Source organism: Sphingomonas sp. GW821-FHT02B09 (genome assembly GCF_059421875.1).
Map to the genome: position 1 here is coordinate 891,175 of NZ_JBWKVV010000001.1, position 21,783 is coordinate 912,957.

Consider the following 21,783-nt stretch of genomic DNA (forward strand, 5'->3'; position numbering starts at 1 on the left):
CTCACTCCACTTGTGCTATCGGGGTACCCTAATGGGGCCGATAAATTTATCCAATGGATTGAAACGATTTCTGCTATCACCTGAACCGATGAAGCCTATCCCCTCGCTCAGACAGTTGTCATATCTCCTCGCGCTTCATGAGCATGGCAACTTCGGGCGTGCGGCTGCCGCCCTGTTTGTCTCGCAGTCAGCCTTTTCGGTGGGCATCGCTGAACTCGAGCGGGTGCTGGAGGCGAGCTTGGTCGAGCGCTCAAAACGCCATGTGCGCTTCACCCCGCTGGGAGAGGAGATCGTGTCCCGCGCCCGACGGATGGTACAAGCCGCCGAGGACCTCCAACTCGTCGCACAACGGTCCCACGAGCCGCTCGTGGGGCCGTTGCGGCTCGCGGCGATCCCAACGATCGCACCGTTTGTGCTATCCAGCATACTGCCGGTGCTCGCCCGGGACTGGCCGCGGCTGAAGCTGTACGTACGCGAGATGCTGACCAGCGTTGCGTGCGACGCGACCGGACGTGGCGAGATCGATTGCGTGCTATTGGCTCTGCCGGTGGAGTGCGGCGATATCGAGAAGGTTGACGTCGCGGTCGATCGCCTGATCCTCGTCACCGCCAAGGGACAGGACCAGTCCGCATCCCCGCTATGTGAGGCGGAAGACCAGCGCTTGCTCCTGCTAGAGGACGGGCACTGCCTCAAAGAGCATGCCCTCGCGGCCTGCCACCGTACCGCCACGGAGACCGAAAGGCTGCTGGTGGCATCCACGCTGCACACGCTCGTCCAACTTGTCGACGCGGGACTTGGCTACACCCTGATTCCGCAGATGGCGATTGATGCCGGCATCCTCGGGGGGACCCGGGTCGAGGCGTATCCGCTGCAGACCGTCCGCGCGGAGCGGCAGATCGCCTTAGTGTGGCGTCGCGGCCATCCACGTACGAGCGAGTTCCGAATGCTTGGCGAGACGATCAGGCAAGCAGTAGGTGGCGACACGGGTGAAGCCAGTTAAAGAGATCCCGACACGCTAGTTCGCCTTATACCAGCTCCTCAAGAACTTTTCTGCGGCCACCCCACGTCCTGATCGACCAGGAATTGGACGCTCCGGTGGGTGTAGCGACTCCCCGACTCCGGTCACTCGTTAACGTCAAGGAACCTCAGCCGCGAGCCACGTGCGTCTGGCAGTGGCTTGCTCGCGCCTTAGTTGCTGATCCATATTTCCAAGTTGCGGTTGCCGACGAACCGCATGGATTTGGGCTCCACACCGCGGATTGGCGTGTCGGTGCTTGCAGCGAGCGCCTTGACCAAAGCATCAGCGGCCGCCGCGCCTCCGTCGCCGTAACGGACCTGGTTCACGCCTATGGCCTTTGTAGTTCGTTCGCCGCTCGTGCTCTGCATGTCCCAGCCAGCAGCGCGCAGACTGGCGTTAAGAGCTGTCATCTGCGCGCGTGTATAGGTGCCCGCGAACTGGATGAAGACCCGTTGCGGAAAGGTGACCCTTTCCGCGGCAACCGGGCTAGTGACGGTAGTGGTGGACGGGGTGTCGGATGCCTCATCGAGAACTGCGACGCGCTCCTGCACCGCGACTTTCTTGGCGAACAGGCCGGCACGCTCTCGGGCAAGGATGCGCCTGATGCGGGAAAGGTCGTTATCCACGACGGCGTTGGCAATCTCACCGTAGACATTGTTATAGCTTTCGATGAGATCGTCGCGCTTTACGTCCGCCTCGACGGCTGCCGCCTTTCGCTCTGCGGCGCGTGCGTTCTGCACCAGCGTCGTGACCGTTGCGACAGCCAAACCGATCGGCACGACGACGCAGAGGAACAGCAGCGACAACACAGTCCCGCGTAACGCCCACGCCCAGCCGGCGTCCCCTTGCGCCGACATAACCGTGCGGAGGTCACGCTTGCCAGCGGCTCCGAGTACCGCGGATTGCGTAGCATCAGGCGCGACGGCACTGCTGCCCTCGGGATAGTTTGCAAATATACCCGAATGGTCGGAGAGAGCCTTACGCGCAGCCTGCTCGCCCCAGCCGGCGAGTAGCACGCTGAGATCGGCGTCGAAGCGGTCAAGGTCGGTGCGCACGCCTCCGTAAAGCTGCTGCGCCTTCTGTGGTACTAAATCGTCGACCTGCTCGCGCTCGCCTCCCCGGTCCACTATGTCGCCGAACGCGCCAGCGTCCTCGGCGCCCTCGCGTCGCTGAAGGCGGATGCTGCCGGCGTTGCGGTGGTCGCCGACGAGCTCGGCTCGATGCTGGGGATCGTCACCTTCGCCGACGTGCTGGAAGCGATCGCCGGGGACATCCCGTCGGCCGATCCCGCAGCCGCCAACTGCGAGATACAGGGCTTCCGTCACGAATCCGACGGCAGCATCGTCATGCCCGGCGCCCAGCCGGTCGACGACCTCATCGAGGAGTTCGGCCTCGCCATCGCGCCCGATCGCGGATTCAAGACGATCGCGGGGCTGGTCATCGAACGGACGCGGCGACTGCCCCGGGCAGGAGACCACGTCGCCTTCGACAACTTCGCCGTCGAGATCGTCGCCGTCGATGGCGGTACGATTTCGACAGTTCGAGTCATTCCTGCAACCGGAGAACAAGCGTGAGCTTCCTCGACCTGCGGGCATGACGGCGGACGGTCGGGGCCGGACCGTGGCGACTAACGGTAACGCTGCACCCGCGGACGCGCGACCTTGCCGGCGTCACCAGCAAGGCGGTGATCCGTTGTCGAAGCACTGGCGAACGAGCGTAGCGATCGCGGCATCAACGGCAGGATCAGGCAAGTCATTGGCAGGATCATGGATGTGATCAATGCCAGCGATAACCAACTGCATATCATGGATCATGGTCATCAGCAGCCGGGGAAGTGGCGACGCAAGTGTGTCATCAGCCCTGCGCTTCCCGACCCCGTCCCGGTCATTTGCGCCACCGACCTTTCCTACCGGGCCGATGGCAATCGACTGCAGACACTCAGCCTATACCTGCCCCAGACGGACGAAACCGAGGCGCTGGTTAGTATGCCGGTGTGTGAACTACCTTGCCTCGGTACGAACTCGGGCTGTCCGGTCGCTCTCGTGCACATCCACGGCGGCGCCTGGCGCAGTCCCGACGTGACGGCCGCGTCGATCGAACCGACGGTTGCCTGCGCGTTCGCCACGCCTGACGATACACCGCTCAAGGTGGTCGCCTCGATCGACTATACCATCTCCCCGTTCCCAAGCGCGCCGAGCGATTCCTACGATCCGCGCGTGGACGGTCACTCGGATCCAGCCCGCGAAGCGGTCCACCCCCAGCATCTCGACGACGTGCTTCGCGCCTTCGAGATGCTGCGATCTCTCGGTCTGTCCGACGGATCATACGTCCTGTCGGGCCATAGTTGCGGCGCCTGCCTGGCTTTTGAAGCGGTCCTGACGGAGCCTGCCGAGTTCGGGCTGTTGGACGTATGTGCACCGCCGACGCCGGCCGCCGTAGTCGGCGTCAACGGCCTATACGACCTGCCCGGCCTGGTGCATCACCTCGACCCGTCGCATGCGCATCTCGAGGCCGAGTACCGAGACCTGTTGACCATTGCGTTCGGGGCCGATGAACAAGTGTGGGCGGCCGGCAGTCCCGCTCGGTTCGAGTTGGGTACGACAGCTAGCCGCCTGCGTCGTTTAGGCGGCCTTGCCACAATCCTGCTCGAGCAGAGTCCGGACGATCAGCTGGTGCCGATGAATCAACGTGAGAAGCTCGCGCGTCATATCATCGATGCGACTGTGTTCGATGTTGTTGAAGGCTGGCGGTGTTCCGGCTCACATGCCACGCCTTGGGAGCAGGGCGACATGATGTGGCGCAGCATTCTCAATGTCCTGGACCGCTATCGGTCCCTGAAACCACCGTGCAATACCTTCGTGGAGTAAACTAATGCCCAAACTAGTAGAGATGGATCAGGCCGTCACGCTGACCGATCAACTGAAGTCCGAGGACGAGGCCGTGGTCCTCATCAACACCTTCGTGGTTCCGCCGAGTCTCGCCGACGCTTTGCTGGCGGCGTGGTCGAGCGATGCCGGACACATGAAGGCACAGCCGGGTTTCATCTCGACCCAGCTTCACCGCGGCATTGCTGGAAGCGGCGTTTTCCTGAACTACGCCGTCTGGCAGTCGGTCGGCCACTTTCGCGCGGCGTTCGCCAGTCCCGCATTTCAGGCGCGCCTGGCAGATTACCCGGACGAAGCCGCGGTCAGCCCGCACCTGTTCCGCAAGATAGAAGTGCCCGGCATTTGCGTCGCCTAACCGGCATTGGACCGACACGCGGACAGATCGCGTGTCCAGCAGACAGCCGCTAGAAAAACGAGTCTCCGAAATTGGAGAGGTTGTGGGCGAGGACCGGCATCACCAGTGAGCCGGTCCTCACACGCAGCCACAGCAGCCCCGCGCCGATCGTGCCGCTTTCGACGAGTGCGTGCCAGTCCACCTGGATCGCCCCTTCCACAACGAACAGTCCGTGCCCGGCTGCGAAGAGGAAGGTGACCGCCGTTCCTGCCCACCAAAGCGACGCCCGTGTCATCTCTCCGCCGTTTCCGAACGCGCGAATCAAGAACGCGAACAGCAGGCCGCGAAAGACCAATTCCTCGTCGAGCCCCGGCATGATGGCTTGGAACAGCAGTCGTTCCGGCGAGAGACTGCTCCCGTCGGACCTGATTGCCCCGTAGGTCCACGCGAAGGCGCAGATCAGCACGACGACGATACCTGCCGGCAGCAGCGATCCCGCCTGCTGCCGCATCGTCAGCCCGATGTCGTCGCGCGACAGCCCCGATCGCCGCCAGACGAATAGGGCGACGGCCAAAGCAAAGACCTTGCCGAGCCAGTTCCAGTGCAACCCGGCAGAGATCGGGACGGCCTCCTGAAGCCGGAGCCCGAGGGGAGAAACGATCCAGTACAGGATCACGACGCCGAACCCGGCGAGTAATGGCTCGCGGCGCGTCCGTACCCCCGCGAGCCGCAGGACGATCACGCCGATGAGCACGATGCCGAGGTGAAGCGCCAGGGTGAGCGGAATGTTCACCGGACCGCCTCCTCGGACACGATGAGGCGCGAACGCCAATCGAGGATCGCCGCGGCGATTTCCGGCGCGGCGTCCTCCTGGATGAAGTGCTTGGCGTCGAAGAGATCGACGATGCGACGGTCGGCAAACAGGCTCGCGAAGCGGTCGCGATCCGCCGCCTGGAACGCGCCGTCGGCGCTGCCCCAAAGGATCAGCGCCGGTTTGTCGCTTAGCCTATTCAGGCCCCTTTCGACCTCGGCCAGATAGGGCGCGCTCGCCCGAATGTGGCGGGCGAAGATCCATGTCGGCAGACGCGACGCAGGGGTTGGGAAAGGTCCGAGACACGCCGCGAGTTCCGCCGCCGACAACGTCCTGCTGATCCCTGCGGGGATCAGCCAGCGTGCGAGGACGTTGGTCCGCCGGATCAGGTAACGCGCGAACGGGTTGCCGAAGATGTAGGAGAACCCCTTCATCCTCGGCGTCGCGGGCCAGGCGAACGAATTGCCGATGATCAGCGATTGCACGCGGTCGGGCTGGCGCGCCGCAAAACCCAATCCGATCGGGCCGCCCCAGTCCTGAACCATGATCGACATCAGGGAAAGATCGAGCGCGTCGACGAACCCCTCGATCGCCATCGAATGTTCGCGAGGCGTGAAGCCGTAGCCACGCCTCGCGACACTGAGGCCGAAGCCGGGATAATCGACCGCGATACACCGAAAATGCGGCGACAGTCGCCGAACGATGTGCCGGTATAGGAACGACCAAGTCGGATTGCCGTGCAGGAACAGCACACCGGGCCCGACCCTTCGTCGATGTAGTGAAGACGATGGCCGCCAACGTCGACGAAACGACTGTCATAGGGAAACAGCCGTCGATCGAGCCAGACCGGATCATCTTCCCTCACGCCGAAAGCTCCTTCGAAGCGAGTGTTCGCTCACATCTATACTGCTGGCGAGACCTCGAAGACGTCGCCGGCGAAATTCGCGGTGTCGAGCCAGATATATTGGAAGTCACGGCGCACGAACAGCCAACGATCGCCAGTCCGGCGCAGCAGATCGTTCGTTACGCTGTGACAGCGGAAGCCGGTGTCTCCGGGGCCTCGTCCTTCCTCGTGGACCAGGGTTCGAGCCCGCGCAATGTCACCGTCGATCACGATCGGTCCCTGGAACGCGAACTGGACGAAGAACTCTTTCGGCTCCTTCAGCTTCTTGAACATCGCGACGATGTCGTCCGGTCCTTCGGCGCGTGCCTCGAAGGGCTTGCCGATGGCCCAGACCCCATCCTCTGCCCACAGGTCGCGAAAGGCATCATAGTCGCCAAACGTTCCAGCATCCGCAAAGCGGGCAGTAGCGTCGCGGATGGCGGCCTCGTCCACGAGGCGGGCGATCAGGCGGTCTGAGTTCGGCATCGACATTCTCCCAATTACACGCGAGAAAGATAGTCGAAACCGGAGCCGAGCCATGTGCAATCCTGCCAATGACGTGCCCGATCCTGCCAGCTTCACGTCCGCTCCGCCGCCGACCGGCAGGCCATGATACGCCAGGAGACCGTGGCCGCGCTGATGCGCCTTGCGGATCGATCGCCGCCAGGCTTGCCGATCAGAACGGCGATCCCGCACGTGATGATCTGGTCGAGCCGGATGCCGACGGACGCGAGACTGGCGCTGTTCGAACCGAAGTTCTACCTGCTTCTACAAGGCCGAAAACGGTTGCTGATCGGTGGCAGGGATCTCGAGTTCGGAGCCGGCGATTGCGCGATATCCGCGGTCGGGCTGCCTTTCTCGACCCAGGTGATCGAGGCGACGCACGAGGCGCCGTACATAGGGCTGGAGCTCAACCTCGATGCGGATGTGATCGCCACGCTGATGGGCGATGCATCGGCCGGAGAGACGCCCACCGCGCCGACGTTCGTGACCGCGCCGCTGAACGAGGATGTGATGGACGCCGTCGATCGCCTCGTCCGCCTGCTACAACGTCCCGATGACATCCCGGCGCTGGCTGGACAGGCCGAACGCGAGCTCTGCTATCGTCTGCTTCAGGGGCCGATGGGCGACACGCTTCGTCAGACCGTCCAGAAGGGCACTCGTGCGGCCCGGATCAGACAAGCGATCGCCTGGATCCGACAGAATGCCCGCGAGCCGATGCGGGTCGCCGATCTCGCGGACGCAGCCGGAATGAGCGGCACCTCGTTCCACCGTCACTTCAAGGCGGCGACCGGGAGCAGTCCGCTCGCCTACCAACGCTACATCCGCCTGCTCGAGGCCAGACGCATGATCGTCTCCGGAGAGGCCGATGTGACCGGCACGGCTTTTGCCTCAGGCTACGCGAGCAGTTCCCAGTTCAGCCGGGAGTATAAGGAGATGTTCGGCACCCCACCGATCGCAGACCGGCGACCAGCACTTCGTCTGACCCGACGCTGCCCAAGTCAGGAGGGAGCGGCACCGGCTTGACGCTCGCCCCCTGTTTTCCATCGTAGCTGGCTATCTTCAGCAATAGGCCGTGCCGGAGAGCGCTGCCTTCGTTCCGATCGTACCGCGATCGACAAGATCGAGGAACAGGCGCTTGGCGGCCACGACGTCGTGGCTCCTGAGCAGCAGCGCATGCGCTTGGAGGAATGCGCTGGCCCAGGCAGCTGCCAGAAGCGCCGCGGCGAACGCCGCATCGGAATCCTGCTCGGGGCGGCCAGCGACTTCCGCCAGGATCACCGCCAAGGCACGGACGAAATCATCGCGCATCTGCCGGGCTCGTGCCTTCAAAGCCTCGCTTTCAAGCACCGTTTCGACAAATCGCTCGGTCCCATCGAATAACGGAAACGGCGGGTCCGGCTGTTCGATAAGACGATGCGCCAGGAGCCGCAGCGCCTCGATCGGAGACGTGCCGCCGCTCCGGGTGCGTACAGCATCGAAGGCGAGGTCGTGGATTTCCTGCTCGCGATCGAGGAACAGGTCTTCCTTGCGCGAAAAGTGGTTGAACACCGTCATGCGACCCACGTCGGCGGCATGAGCGATCTCGTCGATCGTGACGTTGTCGAAGCCCTTGTCGAATATCATTCGCGTCGCGGCGTCGGAGATTGCCCGCCGTGTTGCCAGTCGCTTGCGTGTCCGTCTGTCCACCATTGGAACGATCGTCTCAATCCAGCATTCTATACTCGGTATACAAATGGACTGCATATCGATTGGATAGTTGGTGATGGTAGAGGGACCAATGGACGTTCAGTCAACTACGATGACGCATACGGAACTTCGGACAGCGCTTGTCAGCGGCGCTAGCTTTGCCGGTCTTGCCACCGCATTCTGGCTGAAGAGACTGGGCTATCGCGTTACGATCGTTGAGACGGCGGCAGGAGTTCGTCGCGGCGGCACTCCGGTCGACATAAAAGGCGAAACGGTCGGAATCCTTGAGCGGATGGGCCTGCTTGATCGGACTTGGGCCAAGAGGCTGCCGCCCCGCGCCTTCACCTTCCGGGGCGCCGATAATGAGACGCTGGGTGCCATCGATCACACGGCGCCGACAGACAGGCCGCACGACTTCGAGATCCATCGCGACGACCTTCTCGATCTGTTGCTGGACGCGGTGGATGGTTCCGTCGACATAATCTACGATCGTTCGATCGCTCGACTGCAGGAACATGCAGATCAAATGTCCGCGACCCTGAACGACGGTAGTCGGCACGATGCAACGCTGGTCTTCGGTTGCGATGGCAACCGCTCGAACACCCGGAATCTGGTATTCGGTGACTGTGATGCCGCATCCTACTTCATGGGCGGCTATTTCTACCTCAAGGTGGTGCGGGAAACCGGGCTGCTACCCCCCGACACGTCGGAGGTGTTCAGTGTGCCTGGGCGCACTGCCATGCTGAACGGCTACGACGATCGGACCGACATCTGCTTGGCGTTCCGAGCCGACAGCGAGATCGCGTACGACTATCGCGACCGGGCACGGCTGCGACGTCTGGTGCACGAGCATTTCGACGGGCTCGGATGGAAGGTGCCGCAGATGCTCTCGCATGTCGATGACGAGGAAGACTTCTATTTCGACCGCGCGACGCAGATCAGGATGCCGAACTGGTCGAAGGGTCGCACCGCGCTGGTCGGCGACGCGGGCTATTGCGTGTCCCCTATAGCGGGCATGGGCGGATCAATGGCGATCATCGGTGCCGCCAGGCTCGCAGATGCGCTGGCGCAGCACGCAGACGACCATGCCGCAGCCTTCCGTGCGTACGAAGACGGACTGCGTCCGTTCGTTGAAGAGGTCCAAACCCGGGCAGCGACCGAGGGCATGGCAGTCATCTTTCCCGCCAGTGCCCACGAACTTGCCGAGCGGGACCGCAAGATCGCGGCGAACGAGATCGCGCTGTGATCGACCGGTCGAGCCGTGGATGATGGAGTAGATGCGAATGCTGAAGACGGCTTGTAAGCAGTTCGGCACCGCGTTAGCCGCCGCCGCCTTATCACTTTCCGGCGTCTCGGCGCAGGAACTGGTCCGTCCGTCGGCGGCCAACCCGCAGGTGCGACAATATGACGATCCCAACCTCGTCTACGCGGGCGCGCCATCGCGCAACGCGCCGCTCGTCGTGTTCATGCCCGGCACCAGCGGCCGTTCGGAAACAGCGCCGCGCCTGCTCCTCGATACGATCGCGAGCCAGGGTTATCGCGTCGTGTTCCTGACCTACAACGACATGCCCGCCGTTGCCCAGGTGTGCCCTTCACGCCCCCCGGCCTGCTCGGCCCGTTTCCGGGAAAGTCGTGCGTTCGGGGGCGACGGACCGCCGGTCGCGACACCCGCACCGGAGGCCATCGCGAATCGTCTGGGCGATCTGCTCCGCTATTTGCAACGGACCCATCCCGACGCGGGATGGAGCGAATATTTAGACGCGGAGGGCCGTCCGGCCTGGCCGCGGATTATCCTGTCAGGGCTGTCGCAGGGCGCCGGCATGGCCGCCTTCATGGCGCAGCGATATCCCGTCAGCCGGGTCGTGCTGTTCTCGAGTCCCTGGGACGTCACCGGACCGGATCAGCGTCCCGCGCCGTGGCTCTTCGCTGCCTCGGCAACGCCGCCCGCACGCTGGTGGGCAGAGCGACACATTCGCGAGAATACAACGCGACTGATCGCGAACGCCTATGACGCTCTGCGTATACCAAGAGACCACATCCTGCTGTTCGACGGTGGACTTCCACCCGGCAAGTCACCGGATGACGGCAATCCTTATCACGTCTCGACCGTGCAGCTCCGCCAGTATGTTCCGCAGTGGCGCACGATGTTCGGCGCCGCCAACCAATAGAAGGAATTTGCGATGCTCTTACTCGCCTTCGCGCTTGTCGCATCCGGTGAACTCGACCGTTGCCTCAACACCGGCGAAGCGGCACGCGGCGTGACGACGGACATGGCGGCATGCTTCGTCGCGGATTTCGAGCGTGCCGATGCGACGCTCAACGTTACCTATGCGGAGACCATGAAACGACTGCCCGCATCCCGTCAGGCGGCATTGCGCGCGTCGCAGCGCGCGTGGATCGCACAGCGTGATCGGGCCTGCCCGCTCGACAACTCCCCCGGAGCGGGCACGATCGAGAGGTTGAACCATCCCGGATGCCTGGCGACGCAAACCAGGCGGCGCACAACCTGGTTGTCGCGTTACCGCTGACGGAGCGATCGAATTGGACAGGACCGTGCGAACTCGATCGAAGCGACGAAAGTGCGGAGCGCTGAACTCCTGCTGCGACGTTACGGTGGTCGCCAATAGGGTAGGACAATCGCCAGCGGCAAAATTGATTGATGGCTGCGCAACGAACAATTGCGGATGAGCAGTGTACGACGCCGGCATCAAGCTGCCCCTGCCCTGCCGGCTTTGGACAAGAGCAGTGTCGCGCGACAGCTATCACGTCGAAGTGTGAGGGTGACGAACGATGATTGAGATCTCCCGTACTACGCTGTTTGCGGATGCGCTCCCGATCGCCTGGTACGAGATGGGAAGCGGGCGTCCTACGCTGCTCCTGCATGGTGGTGCCGGCCCAGGATCGATGATGGGCCTTGCCACGGGCCTGGCCGCACGGGGCAGGCGCGCTATCATCCCGGTCTATCCAGGTTTCGACGGTGAACCTCGGCCTAGTTGGTTTCACCGCATTGACGATCTGGCGATCATGGCACTCGCGCTGATCGAGTGGCTCGAGATCGGCGATGTCAGCTTGATCGGTAACTCGGTTGGCGGATGGCTGGCGATCGAGACAGGGCTTCGCCGCAGTCCGCGCATCGCCGAGCAGGTCATCATCGATGCTGTGGGGCTCGACCCGACGCCCGAAGGCGGTGGAATCGTCGATCCCGCCACACTGCCGCCCGCCGTGCTGCTTGCACACTCATTCCATGACCCATCACGCGCATTGGTGCCGAGGGATGCCGCGGCGGCAACGGCCATGGCGAACAATCAACGTGCGTTGCGCGTCTATGCCGGCGAGCCGTTCATGCACGATCCATCGCTGCGAGGCCGCCTTTCCAGCGTCAACATTCCGACACTGGTGCTCTGGGGGGAAAGTGACCGGATCGTGACCCCGGCTTATGGCCAGCAGTTTGCAACTTTGATCCCGCACGCGCGGATGCAGTCCATCGCAGCGGCCGGCCACTTTCCACAAATCGAGCAACTCGACGACGTCTTGGCTGCCATACGGTAGACGCATTCAGCAGCTCGACGCTGTCGACCCAAGAAACGACATTCACGACGTCGCAATGAGCCTTGAAACTGGCCATTCGTTCAAGCGTGGACCCGTGTGGGCCGCATCCAATACATCCCGATGACGGGAGACGTTCATGTCTCGGCGATCCGCCGCTCCTCCTCGGGCAATAAGGTTAGCTCCCTCCAGTCGAGTTCCTCTTGCAGAACGTAGAAGCTATCTATCCCAACTTCTTCGCCATCCAGTAGCCGGGCCAGCTCGGCCCGTTGTGCCGACACCACGGCAAGCCCGGCGCTGTGCTGCCCCTTGATCCAGTCCAGCAACTCTGGACGGTCGCGCTTATCTCGTTTGGCTTCGAACAACCGAGCGAGATCTTCCGCCTGGGGATGGCTCCGCAGCTCGTCGAGCGCGACATTGACCAGCCGGGTACGGGCGGCCCACATCTCGTCCGCGGGATTCTCCATCCGGTCCAAGCCCAGCCAGCGGATCAGCGGTGCGAGCGTCAGCCCCTGCCCTACCAAGGTCGCCAGCACGACCGAGAACGCCGTCAGCACCACGAGGTCGCGCTGCGGAAACGTCGCGGGAAGGGCGAAGGCGGTCGCCAGCGTGACAAGCCCGCGCATCCCGCACCAGCCGACAAGGACGCTTTGCCCGATCGTCGGGGGCGGCAGCGCGCCGCGTGCGCTTTCCGATCGACGAGCGACCTGCCCCCACGCCATCACCACGACGAAGCGCGTCGCGATCACCGCCAGCACGACCAGTCCTGAGAACCGTAGTGCAGGCCAGATCCCGTCGCCCGGCAGCCGCTCCAGGATCGAGCGCGCCTGCATTCCCATCACCAGGAACGCGGTGACGTTGAGCAGGAAGACCACTGCTGCCCAGACCGCGAAGGAGTGAACGCGCATCCGCGGCGACGAGCCGGCGTTTGGCGAATGGGCCGCCGTCACTGCGAACGCGACGACTGCCAGCACAGCCGACAGATCGAGATGGTCCGCGATCAGCCAGATCACCCAGGCGGTGACGAACTGGAGGAGGTTGGCGCCGAGCGTCTTGCCCGCGAAGCGCTGGATCCACCGTACCGGCCACGAGAGCACCACGCCGAGCAAGATCCCACCGGGTACCGCAATCGCCACGTGCAGTCCGATTGCCCCCGGCGATCCCTCCGCCATTTGAAACGCGAGCGCGCCCGAGAACAATAATAGTGCGGTGGCGTCGTTGAGCAGGCTCTCGCCTTTCAGGACGGACACCGTCGTTCGCGGCAGCGCCAACGCGCCGATCACCGCGGTCGCGGCCGCGGCATCGGGCGGCGCCACGATCGCACCGAGCACGATAGCCGCTGCGATGGGCAGCCCGGCCACCGCCCATCCGATCCATGCGACTATCGCGGTCGTCGCGAGTACCGCGCCGACGATCAGGATCACCAGCGGGCGCCACAGCCGCCCGGCCGTCACGAGCGGGAAGTCGAACGCCGCGTCAAGCAGCACCGGAGCGATAAACAGTGCCAGCGCGGTGCCCGGATCCAGTCGGATCGCCGCGACCCCTGGTACAAACGCCACTGCCATGCCCGCAATGGCAAGCATCGCCGGGTACGGTAGCCCGATGCGGCGAGCAATTTGCAGCAGGAGGATGGCAACCAATAACAGTGCCAGCAGGCTCTCGAAGAAGGTCATGGCCGAGAGTACCATCGACACGGATGCAGCGTTAGTAGCGCCGTCGGTCAGACACCTGACGAGCCACGGACGCAGAAAGGCGATGGCGTGCTCGCTGGATCTTCGCATCGGTGTGCGCCGCTACCGCTGGGATAACCTGGATGCGCCTCTGCCGCGACTGATGAGGTACGTCGCAGTCTACGGTCAACATCACCCAATCCCGGCCATTCGAGCACATTTTTTCGCTGCTCGAGTCCTGCCGCCGATTTATGCGAGCGGAGCCCCCCCGGGAGCGCAATTGGCCACGCGGAACGGCTTAGATTGGGGGCAGTGCAATCACGCAGCTATCGCGCGTCTTCGTGAGGATTGCTCACGTAGGCGGACCTTTCCTGCACATTGCCTCCCGATCCCTCTCCGACACGCGCTTCAGGACGACGAAGTCGGGAACAGGTTACGGAAAACGGCCGACCCCGGCGGCATCGAGAAGACCGATCCTGCCTTGGCAGTCCCGCCAGACCCTCTTCTCATGTGCGCCAAACGATCCGGACATGCCGGTTAAAACTTTTCGCAATCGATTGTTGTGCACCTTGGCTTATTGCTGATATGCCCCGCTAACGCCTGCGAAGATGGGCATCAGCCATTGAGGATGTCGATGCCCCTGCCCGGTTCGAAGCCACACCTATCGCTACCGCGAATCCTCGAGATGAACCTCGGCTTCCTCGGTCTTCAGTTCTCGTTCGGGCTGCAGCAGGGGAATATGGCGCCGATCTACAGCTATCTAGGAGCTTCGGAGGCGTCGCTGCCGCTCCTGCAACTGGCGGGACCGATGACCGGTCTGCTTGTCCAGCCCCTGATCGGTGCGATGAGCGACCGGACCGACAGCCGCTGGGGGCGACGAACGCCGTATTTCCTGATGGGAGCGCTGCTCTGCGCGGCAGGGTTGTTCTTCATGCCGCTGAGTTCGTCGCTGCTGATGGCGGTGTCGATGCTGTGGATCCTCGATGCCGGCAACAACATCACGATGGAGCCGTATCGTGCCTATGTTTCCGACCGGCTGAACGAGGACCAGCACCAGATCGGGTTCCTGACGCAGAGCGCCTTCACCGGCCTCGCGCAGATGCTGGCGTTCCTTACCCCGTCGCTGCTGGTCTGGGCGGGGATGAACCAGGACTGGGTCGATGCGCACAACATCCCCTATACGGCGCGGATCGCCTTCATGGTCGGCGCGGCGTTGAGCTTCACGACGATCCTTTGGTCGATCCGCCGGGTTCCCGAACTGCCGTTGTCGGCGGAGGAGAAGCTTCGGATCGCCGCCGAGCCCAAAGGGTTCGGCGCGATGCTGGCAGAGATCGGATCGGCGATCCACGACATGCCCGTTGCCATGCGCAAGCTGGCGCTGATGAGCTTGTTCCAGTGGTATGCGATGGCCGCATACTGGGCCTATGTCATCTATTCGGTCGGGCGATCGGTGTACCGCACCGACGTACCGACATCCTCCGGCTTCCATTCCGCGGTGCTGACCAACGGCGAGATGGCGGCGTGGTATAACGGCGTCGCCTTCGTCGCGGCATTCGCGATGGTGCCGCTGGCGAAGCGAATGGGCGCGGCGAGCCTGCATGCCGCCTGCCTGATCCTGGCGGGTGCCGGCATGCTGTGGCTGCCGCATGTCACGGACAAAGCCATGCTGTTTCTGCCCGCGATCGGCATCGGCATCGGCTGGGCCAGCATCATGGGCAATCCGTACGTCATTCTGGCCGGGGCGATCCCGGCGGAACGAACCGGCGTCTATATGGGCATCTTCAACATGATGATCGTAATCCCGATGCTGGTCTTCTCGGGTACGATGTGGCTGTTCTACGACCGATTGCTCGGCAGTGACCCGCGGAACGTCCTGACATTGTGCGGTGTGCTCATGTTCGCGGCAGCCGCAGCGGTCTGGAGCGTGCGCGAGCGCAATGCTCAGGGACTCCCCGTCGGAGCCAGCGCCCGATGATCGTACACAACGGACCAACCACCAGTCTGGTGCTGGAAGCACGTGGCGATCGGCCGCCGGTATGGCGGTGGTGGGGACCAAAGGTCGATGCCGCGGCCTTGCCGCCGCTTGCCGACATCCGTCCGCCGACGTCCTTCTCGCTCGACGTGGATCAGCCGCTGACCGTGACGCCGGCGTTCGGCTCCGGCTGGTTCGGATCGCCGGCACTGCGCGCGCATCGGGCGGGACGGGCCTTCGCGCACTGGTTCGAGACCCGGTCGATCGTGGCGACGGACGACGGGATCGTCGTCACGCTGGTCGATCCGACCGCGCGTGTCACCGTGGTTCAGCGGATTTCCGTCCACGGTGACGGCATCACGCTTTCGGCGAGCGTGATCAACGATGGCGACGGTGTGCTCGACGTCGAATGGCTCGCCGCGGGAACCCTGCCGCTGCCGGCCGACTGCACCGGCATCCGCAGCTTCCAGGGCCGTCACAACGCCGAGTTCGTCCCGCAGGTCGAACCGATGCCGTCGCACGGCTGGTTGCGCGAGAACCGGCGCGGGCTGACCGGGCACGCCGGGCCACCGGGCCTGTTCGTCATGGGACCGGATGCGGGATGGCACGGCGGCCGCGTGCATGCGGCCCAACTGGCCTGGTCGGGCAACCACCGGCTGTCGATCGAGCGCGACGACGATGGCGTATGGCTGCTCCAGATGGGCGAGGCGCCGGCACCGGGGGAATGCCGGCTCGCACCGGGCGAGCGCTACGACACGCCGGACATGCTGGCGATCTGTTCGGTCGCCGGGCTGAACGGAGCGATGCAGGGCTTTCACACGGCGATCCGTGGCCGTGCGCCCTGGCCGGCAACGGGTATGCCGCCACGCGCCGTGCATGTGAACAGCTGGGAAGGGTTCTACTTCGACCATGACGAGGCGGCGCTGATGGCGCTCGCGGATCGCTCCGCCGCCTTGGGCGTCGAGCGGTTCGTGCTCGACGACGGCTGGTTCAAGGGGCGCGACGACGACACCGCGGCGTTGGGCGATTGGGTGACGGATCGCACCAAATATCCGAACGGACTGGCGCCGCTGGCGAATCACGTCGTGGCCCTCGGCATGACGTTCGGGCTGTGGATCGAGCCGGAGATGGTCAACCCGGACAGCGATCTGGCGCGGGCACATCCCGATTGGGCATTGCAGGCGGATGGCGTTCCGTTGCTGACGTCGCGGCATCAGCTGGTGCTGGATCTCGGTCGGGCGGAGGTGCGGAACTATTTGTTCGAGGCGATCGATGCCCTGCTGCGGGATCTACCGATCGCTTATCTGAAATGGGATCACAACCGCGACCTGGCACCCGCGGGGGGCGCGGACGGACGGCCCGGCTATCATGCACAGGTCGTCGGCGCCTACGCCGTGCTCGACCGCCTGCGGGTGGCGCATCCGGCAGTAGAGATCGAGGCCTGTGCAGGCGGCGGCGGGCGCATCGACGCCGGTATCGCGGCGCGGACACACCGGTTCTGGACCAGCGATTGTATCGACGCGGTCAGCAGGGTGCGGATGCAGCGGGGGTATCTGCACTTCATGCCGCCGGAGATGATGGGCAGCCATGTCGGCGCCAGCCCGGCACATTCCACCGGGCGGCGACAGGGCATGGCGTTCCGCGCTGCGGTCGCGCTTCCCGGGCATTTCGGGGTCGAGCTGGATCCCGCGACGCTGACCGATCGGGATGCGGCGGTGCTCGGCGAGGCGATCTCGCGGTACAAGACGCTACGGGATCGGCTTCACACGGGCCGCGTCTGGCTGGGCGACGGACCCGACGGGCTGGTCTGGCAGATGCATGGTGACATCGGCGACCTGTTGCTGAGCGTGACGCGGATCGATCCCACGATCGTCCGCCGTCCGCCCGCGGTGACGCTGCCGCCGCTGGCCGGTGCCGGGCCGGTGCGTGTCCGCCTGATCGACCTTGCGAGCGAAGACGGACACCCGCCGCCCGATGCCCCTCTGTTCGCCCGGATGCGGGCGGAGGGCGTGCTGTTCGACGGCGACTGGCTGGCACAGGCCGGTCTCCCGATCCCGATGATGAAGGCGGAGAGCGTCGCGCTGTTCGCACTGGAGACACCATGATCCCGACCGCTCCCTCCCCGGCTTTTCGCGATGATCCTGAAATCCCGACGCCCTGGACCGCGGCGCAGGCACGAAGGGCGGCGGACCAGCCCGCCGCGGCGCTTCCGGTCATCACGGCGGCCGATGTCGTTCCGATCATCGCCGGTCACGACCTGTGGGATATGTGGCAGATCGCCGATGCCGACGGCCGGACGGTGATCGTCGAGGGCTGCAGCTGGTGGTTCTTCCTCGCGACGCCGCGGTTCGCCGATCCCGACGACCGGCACGACGCGGCGCGCATCCGGCTGACCAGCCATGGCGCGGACGGCTGGCGCGATCATGGAAATGCCTTTCCGGACGGGTTCACGCCGGGCAGCCGCGAATGGTCGGGGTCGGCAGTGCTGGACGACGATGGCGTCACGCTGACGATGTATTTCACCGCATCGGGGCGCAAAGGCGGACCGCGCACCTTCGAACAGCGGCTGTTCGAAACGCGCGGGCGCTTCGCCGACGGGCGGGTTGGCGACTGGAGTATGCCGGTCGAGTCCATCGCGGCGGATGGCGAATTGTACCTCCGCGCCGACCAGGAGGACGCAGTGGACGGCCGCATCAAGGGCTTCCGCGATCCCGGATATTTCCGCGACCCTGCGGATAACGCCGAATATCTGCTGTTCAGCGGATCGGCGGGCCGGGTCGACGACGTGCATGATGGCGTTGTCGGTGTCGCGCGCCGGGCGAGCAGCGACGATGCGTGGACGCTGGCACCGCCGCTGGTCGAAGCGATCGGCGTCAATAGCGAGCTGGAACGCCCGCACATCGTGCACCGCGACGGCCTGTATTATCTGTTCTGGTCGACCCAGGCGAAGCGCTTCGCCGATGGCCTTGGCGCGCCAACCGGATTGTACGGCATGGTCGCATCCGACATGTCGGGCCCCTGGCGTCCGCTCAACGGTTCGGGCCTCGTCGCCGCGAATCCGCCGGCGGAGCCGTATCAGGGCTATTGCTGGTGGGTGACGGGCGAAGGCGACGTCATCAGCTTCGTCGATTTCTGGGGATTGGCCTGCAAGCCGCTGGATGACGCGACGGTCCGCCGCGCGCATTTCGGCGGAACGGCGGCGCCCTGGTTCCGGCTGGCGTTGCAGGGCGATACGGCGACCGTCGTGGTGCCGCGGTGATGCGACGCCTGTGGCTCGGCCTGCCGTTCATGGTTCTGGCGATACCGGCGCAGGCGCGGGTTACGGCAGCGCCGGGCGCGCGGGTGTTCCGGCTCGATGGCAACGGCGTGACCTATGCGCTCGGTATCGACGACAAGGGCTATCTGCGATCGATCCACTGGGGCGGTGCCATAGCCAAGAGCGATCCCATCGTCGTGCCGATCGTCACCGAACCGTCGAGCTTCGATCCGACACCCACCGTGACGGCGCAGGAGTTTCCGGGGCAAGGCGAAGGGCTGGTCACCGAACCGGGCGTCAAAGTTGCGTTTGCGGACGGCAATCGCGACCTCGTCCTCAAATACCGCAGCCACCGCGTCGATGGCGAAACGCTGACGGTCGAACTGGCCGATATCGCGCAGCCCTTCACGGCGACCCTGCGCTACACGATCGATCCCGACACGGGCATCCTCGCGCGCTCGGCGACCATCCACAACGGCAGCCGTCGCCCGGTGCGGGTCGATCAGCTCGCCGCGGCGGTGTTCACGCTGCCGAGCGGCGACGATTATCGTCTGAACTATCTGACCGGGCGGCATGCCGCGGAATGGACGTTGAAGACGGTGCCGGTCACGCCGGCCCTGACGGCGATCGAAAGCCGGCGCGGCCTGACCGGCCATGGCAACAACCCATGGTTCGCGATCGGCAAAGAGGGCAAGACCGCCGAGGAAAGCGGTCCCGTGTGGTTCGGCGCCCTCGCCTGGTCAGGCTCGTTCCGGATCAGCGTCGCCCAAGACGTGCTTGGTCGGGTGAGGATTGCGGCGGGGTACAATCCTTATGATTTCGCGTGGCGATTGAAACCGGGCGAAACGCTGGAGACGCCGGTCTTCTATGCCGGATATTCGGATCATGGCATGGGCGGCGCATCGCGTACCTTCCACGATTTTCAACTCGCACATATTTTACCGGACCATGCCCGCGCGAAGCTGCGCCCGGTGCTGTACAACAGCTGGGAAGCGACCGCGTTCGACGTAACGGAATCAGGGCAGATGGCGCTCGCGGAGAAGGCGGCGGCGATCGGTGCCGAGCGGTTTGTGGTGGACGATGGCTGGTTCGGCGCACGCGACAGCGACCGCGCCGGACTGGGCGACTGGACCGTCAACCCGCGCAAATTCCCCAATGGGCTGAAGCCGCTGATCGATAAGGTGAAGTCGCTCGGTATGGATTTCGGCCTGTGGGTCGAACCGGAGTCGGTCAATCCCGACAGTGACCTGTATCGAAGGCATCCCGATTGGGTGATTGCCTTCCCCGGGCGTCCCCGCACCGAAGCGCGCAACCAGCTCGTCCTGAACCTCGCGCGTGCCGATGTCCGCGCGCATGTCCTCGGCTGGCTCGACCGGCTGGTGAGCGAGAACGACATCGCCTTCCTCAAATGGGACGTCAATCGCCGCTGGACCGAACCGGGCTGGCCCGGGCAGGCACCCGAGGATCAGCAAAGGCTTTACGTGGACTATGTCCGCAACCTGTACGCGATCCTCGATACGCTGCGGCAGCGCCATCCGGGCCTGGAAATCGAGGGGTGCGCGGGGGGTGGCGGCCGCGTCGATCTGGGGATGATGGCGCGGGTCGACGAGGTTTGGCCATCGGACAATACCGATCCATCGGACCGGCTCGCAATCCAGGACGGCTTTACCCGCGCCTATGCGCCGGCAACGATGATGGCGTGGGTGACCGACAGTCCCAATTGGGCGAACACGCGTGTCACCTCGCTCGACTATCGGTTCCTGTCCGCGATGCAGGGCGGGCTTGGGATCGGCGCGAACTTGATCAAATGGCAGGCGGAGGACTTTGCGACCGCGACGAAATGGATCGCTGCCTACAAGACCATTCGCCCGACCGTGCAGCGCGGAAAACTCTATCGCTTGGTAAGCCCCGATGCGTCGGTCTCGACGTCCGCGACGATGTACGTGGGCCGGGATCAGCGACAGGCGGTGCTGTTCCAGATGCTGCATTCATCGATGTGGCGCGACAACCCGGGTGCGATCCTGCCGTTGGGGCTGGCGCCTGAACAGCGCTACAGGGTGCGGATGCTTGGTGGCGGTGCACTGCCGGCAGGCATACCCACGATCGCTAGCGGACGCTATTGGATGACGCAGGGCATTCGTGCGCCGCTCAAGGGTGATTTCGTGGGAGCGGCCTTCGTTTTCGAGGCGGCACCCTAGGCACTGTCGCGAACAATCAGGCGAGGCGTCATTTCCAGAGACGGTGTGTCTTCACCCTTTATCCGCGCGAAAAGCGCGTCGATCATGGCGGTGCTGCCGATCGCGAGATCCTGGCGGACCGTCGTGATCGACGGGATCATCTGTTCGGTAAAGGGCAGATCGTCGAAGCCGGTGACCCTGATGTCGCCCGGTACGGAAAGGCCGCGTTCGGTCAACGTGCGGATCGTCTGACGCGCTATGACATCGGAGGCACAGGCGATCGCGTCGATCTTTCCCGAAACCCGGTCGAGGTTCGCGGCGATCTCTTCGCCCATCACGTCGGATGCCATGTGCGTGTCCAGCTGGATCGGCGGCGCAATGCCCGCCGCTTGGGCCGCGGCACATAAACCGCGGTGGCGTTCCGTAATCTCGAGTGTGCGGATTTCGCCCATGAAGGCGATGCGGGTCGAGCCCCGGGCGATCAGATGCTCGCCGACCAATCGGCCGCCACCGAAGTTGTCGACGCCGATCGCGCAGTGCCGCTGGCCCGGCACATGACTGCCCCATACGACCAACGGCTGGTAATCCTGTGCGACGGCTTCGATGACGTCGAACTGGTCGGATTGCCCGATGAGCAGGACGCCATCGACCATCCCGGATCGGACCACTCGGCTTAGCCAGTCTTCGGCATCGGGGATGATGCGCGACAGCATGATGTCATAGCCGCGCTCGGTCAGCGCATCGGCAAGATGCCCGAACAGCGTCAGGAAAAACGGGTCGGAGACATGCTGACGGCGTTCGTGACCGAGCGGCACGGCGATGCCGATCACACCCGTACGTTGCGTTCGCAGCCGGCGAGCCATCTGATTGGGTTGGAAGTTGTGCTGCGCCGCGAGCGCCTCGATCCGCAATCGCGTTTCGTCGTTCACCACCGTGCTGCCGGCGAGCGCGCGCGATACCGTACCCGCGTGGACACCGGCGAGACGCGCGAGATCCGCAAGGGTTCGAATGGTGACGCCGGGCTTTGCTTTCGTCATGTGG

20 protein-coding genes are annotated in these 21,783 nt (G+C 64.4%); 13 read left to right on the plus strand and 7 right to left on the minus strand.

Annotated elements, in window-relative coordinates:
• Positions 1–88: 88 nt before the first annotated feature.
• Positions 89–1,000, plus strand: a complete 912-nt coding sequence (locus AC07U4_RS04105) for a hydrogen peroxide-inducible genes activator (RefSeq protein ID WP_495194528.1) — start codon at positions 89–91, stop codon at positions 998–1,000.
• Positions 1,001–1,188: 188 nt separating this feature from the next.
• Here the strand turns inward: AC07U4_RS04105 and AC07U4_RS04110 are convergent, their stop codons facing one another.
• Entirely contained in the window at positions 1,189–2,145 is a 957-nt protein-coding gene (locus AC07U4_RS04110; protein WP_495194529.1) for a hypothetical protein, read from the minus strand.
• A gap of 69 nt (positions 2,146–2,214) precedes the next feature.
• On the opposite strand from AC07U4_RS04110, the gene AC07U4_RS04115 reads away from it, so the two are divergent.
• The 3 genes from AC07U4_RS04115 to AC07U4_RS04125 all read left to right on the plus strand — a co-directional run bounded on the left by AC07U4_RS04115 (position 2,215) and on the right by AC07U4_RS04125 (position 4,258).
• Entirely contained in the window at positions 2,215–2,592 is a 378-nt protein-coding gene (locus AC07U4_RS04115; RefSeq protein ID WP_495194530.1) for a transporter associated domain-containing protein, read from the plus strand.
• A 192-nt stretch (positions 2,593–2,784) separates the two neighbouring features.
• Complete coding sequence (locus AC07U4_RS04120) at positions 2,785–3,885, plus strand: hypothetical protein (protein ID WP_495194531.1); 1,101 nt, start codon at positions 2,785–2,787, stop codon at positions 3,883–3,885.
• A 22-nt stretch (positions 3,886–3,907) separates the two neighbouring features.
• Positions 3,908–4,258, plus strand: coding sequence for an antibiotic biosynthesis monooxygenase family protein (locus tag AC07U4_RS04125; RefSeq protein ID WP_218916692.1), 351 nt, complete (start codon positions 3,908–3,910; stop codon positions 4,256–4,258).
• Between the two features lie 49 nt (positions 4,259–4,307).
• Here the strand turns inward: AC07U4_RS04125 and AC07U4_RS04130 are convergent, their stop codons facing one another.
• The 3 genes from AC07U4_RS04130 to AC07U4_RS04140 all read right to left on the minus strand — a co-directional run bounded on the left by AC07U4_RS04130 (position 4,308) and on the right by AC07U4_RS04140 (position 6,417).
• Positions 4,308–5,030, minus strand: coding sequence for a CPBP family intramembrane glutamic endopeptidase (locus AC07U4_RS04130; protein WP_038658579.1), 723 nt, complete (start codon positions 5,028–5,030; stop codon positions 4,308–4,310).
• Positions 5,027–5,800, minus strand: coding sequence for an alpha/beta fold hydrolase (locus AC07U4_RS04135; protein ID WP_495194532.1), 774 nt, complete (start codon positions 5,798–5,800; stop codon positions 5,027–5,029). Before AC07U4_RS04135 ends, AC07U4_RS04130 begins: the two co-directional genes overlap by 4 nt.
• Positions 5,801–5,949: 149 nt before the next feature.
• On the minus strand, positions 5,950–6,417 hold the full coding sequence (locus AC07U4_RS04140; protein ID WP_169742508.1) for a nuclear transport factor 2 family protein: 468 nt from the start codon (positions 6,415–6,417) through the stop codon (positions 5,950–5,952).
• 141 nt (positions 6,418–6,558) lie between these two features.
• Between AC07U4_RS04140 and AC07U4_RS04145 the strand changes: the two genes are divergently transcribed.
• Positions 6,559–7,458, plus strand: a complete 900-nt coding sequence (locus AC07U4_RS04145; protein ID WP_495194533.1) for an AraC family transcriptional regulator — start codon at positions 6,559–6,561, stop codon at positions 7,456–7,458.
• A gap of 36 nt (positions 7,459–7,494) precedes the next feature.
• Here the strand turns inward: AC07U4_RS04145 and AC07U4_RS04150 are convergent, their stop codons facing one another.
• Positions 7,495–8,178: a TetR/AcrR family transcriptional regulator gene (locus tag AC07U4_RS04150; RefSeq protein WP_495194534.1), complete on the minus strand. Its 684-nt coding sequence runs from the start codon at positions 8,176–8,178 to the stop codon at positions 7,495–7,497.
• Positions 8,179–8,233: 55 nt separating this feature from the next.
• Here AC07U4_RS04150 and AC07U4_RS04155 point away from each other — a divergent pair, with 55 nt between their 5' ends.
• The 4 genes from AC07U4_RS04155 (at position 8,234) to AC07U4_RS04170 (ending at position 11,670) form a co-directional block, all read left to right on the plus strand.
• On the plus strand, positions 8,234–9,367 hold the full coding sequence (locus tag AC07U4_RS04155) for an FAD-dependent monooxygenase (RefSeq protein WP_495194535.1): 1,134 nt from the start codon (positions 8,234–8,236) through the stop codon (positions 9,365–9,367).
• A 37-nt stretch (positions 9,368–9,404) separates the two neighbouring features.
• Complete coding sequence (locus AC07U4_RS04160) at positions 9,405–10,289, plus strand: BPSS1187 family protein (protein ID WP_495194536.1); 885 nt, start codon at positions 9,405–9,407, stop codon at positions 10,287–10,289.
• 12 nt (positions 10,290–10,301) lie between these two features.
• Positions 10,302–10,649, plus strand: coding sequence for a lysozyme inhibitor LprI family protein (locus AC07U4_RS04165; protein ID WP_495194537.1), 348 nt, complete (start codon positions 10,302–10,304; stop codon positions 10,647–10,649).
• A gap of 262 nt (positions 10,650–10,911) precedes the next feature.
• Entirely contained in the window at positions 10,912–11,670 is a 759-nt protein-coding gene (locus tag AC07U4_RS04170; RefSeq protein WP_495194538.1) for an alpha/beta fold hydrolase, read from the plus strand.
• A gap of 134 nt (positions 11,671–11,804) precedes the next feature.
• Here the strand turns inward: AC07U4_RS04170 and AC07U4_RS04175 are convergent, their stop codons facing one another.
• Positions 11,805–13,340 (minus strand): cation:proton antiporter, encoded by a 1,536-nt coding sequence (locus tag AC07U4_RS04175; protein WP_495194539.1) that lies wholly within the window; start codon positions 13,338–13,340, stop codon positions 11,805–11,807.
• A gap of 682 nt (positions 13,341–14,022) precedes the next feature.
• Here AC07U4_RS04175 and AC07U4_RS04180 point away from each other — a divergent pair.
• Genes AC07U4_RS04180 through AC07U4_RS04195 form a run of 4 tightly spaced genes read left to right on the plus strand, consistent with a single transcriptional unit; the run spans position 14,023 to position 20,763 of the window.
• Entirely contained in the window at positions 14,023–15,312 is a 1,290-nt protein-coding gene (locus AC07U4_RS04180; RefSeq protein WP_495194540.1) for an MFS transporter, read from the plus strand.
• Positions 15,309–17,414, plus strand: a complete 2,106-nt coding sequence (locus tag AC07U4_RS04185) for an alpha-galactosidase (protein ID WP_495194541.1) — start codon at positions 15,309–15,311, stop codon at positions 17,412–17,414. The genes AC07U4_RS04180 and AC07U4_RS04185 overlap by 4 nt, the downstream gene beginning before the upstream one ends.
• Complete coding sequence (locus AC07U4_RS04190) at positions 17,411–18,568, plus strand: glycoside hydrolase family 68 protein (protein ID WP_081974277.1); 1,158 nt, start codon at positions 17,411–17,413, stop codon at positions 18,566–18,568. Before AC07U4_RS04185 ends, AC07U4_RS04190 begins: the two co-directional genes overlap by 4 nt.
• Positions 18,568–20,763, plus strand: a complete 2,196-nt coding sequence (locus AC07U4_RS04195) for an alpha-galactosidase (protein WP_495194542.1) — start codon at positions 18,568–18,570, stop codon at positions 20,761–20,763. The genes AC07U4_RS04190 and AC07U4_RS04195 overlap by 1 nt, the downstream gene beginning before the upstream one ends.
• Here the strand turns inward: AC07U4_RS04195 and AC07U4_RS04200 are convergent.
• Entirely contained in the window at positions 20,760–21,779 is a 1,020-nt protein-coding gene (locus AC07U4_RS04200; RefSeq protein WP_038658566.1) for a LacI family DNA-binding transcriptional regulator, read from the minus strand. The genes AC07U4_RS04195 and AC07U4_RS04200 overlap by 4 nt on opposite strands.
• Between the last annotated feature and the right edge of the window lie 4 nt (positions 21,780–21,783).

Coding starts and splice junctions, on each gene's coding strand:
- AC07U4_RS04105 (WP_495194528.1), top strand. CDS start 89: ATGAAGCCTATCCCCTCGCTCAGACAGTTGTCATATCTCCTCGCGCTT.
- AC07U4_RS04120 (WP_495194531.1), top strand. CDS start 2,785: ATGGATGTGATCAATGCCAGCGATAACCAACTGCATATCATGGATCAT.
- AC07U4_RS04125 (WP_218916692.1), top strand. CDS start 3,908: ATGGATCAGGCCGTCACGCTGACCGATCAACTGAAGTCCGAGGACGAG.
- AC07U4_RS04140 (WP_169742508.1), bottom strand. CDS start 6,417: ATGCCGAACTCAGACCGCCTGATCGCCCGCCTCGTGGACGAGGCCGCC.
- AC07U4_RS04150 (WP_495194534.1), bottom strand. CDS start 8,178: ATGCAGTCCATTTGTATACCGAGTATAGAATGCTGGATTGAGACGATC.
- AC07U4_RS04155 (WP_495194535.1), top strand. CDS start 8,234: ATGACGCATACGGAACTTCGGACAGCGCTTGTCAGCGGCGCTAGCTTT.
- AC07U4_RS04160 (WP_495194536.1), top strand. CDS start 9,405: ATGCTGAAGACGGCTTGTAAGCAGTTCGGCACCGCGTTAGCCGCCGCC.
- AC07U4_RS04165 (WP_495194537.1), top strand. CDS start 10,302: ATGCTCTTACTCGCCTTCGCGCTTGTCGCATCCGGTGAACTCGACCGT.
- AC07U4_RS04170 (WP_495194538.1), top strand. CDS start 10,912: ATGATTGAGATCTCCCGTACTACGCTGTTTGCGGATGCGCTCCCGATC.
- AC07U4_RS04175 (WP_495194539.1), bottom strand. CDS start 13,340: ATGACCTTCTTCGAGAGCCTGCTGGCACTGTTATTGGTTGCCATCCTC.
- AC07U4_RS04180 (WP_495194540.1), top strand. CDS start 14,023: ATGAACCTCGGCTTCCTCGGTCTTCAGTTCTCGTTCGGGCTGCAGCAG.
- AC07U4_RS04185 (WP_495194541.1), top strand. CDS start 15,309: ATGATCGTACACAACGGACCAACCACCAGTCTGGTGCTGGAAGCACGT.
- AC07U4_RS04190 (WP_081974277.1), top strand. CDS start 17,411: ATGATCCCGACCGCTCCCTCCCCGGCTTTTCGCGATGATCCTGAAATC.
- AC07U4_RS04195 (WP_495194542.1), top strand. CDS start 18,568: ATGCGACGCCTGTGGCTCGGCCTGCCGTTCATGGTTCTGGCGATACCG.
- AC07U4_RS04200 (WP_038658566.1), bottom strand. CDS start 21,779: ATGACGAAAGCAAAGCCCGGCGTCACCATTCGAACCCTTGCGGATCTC.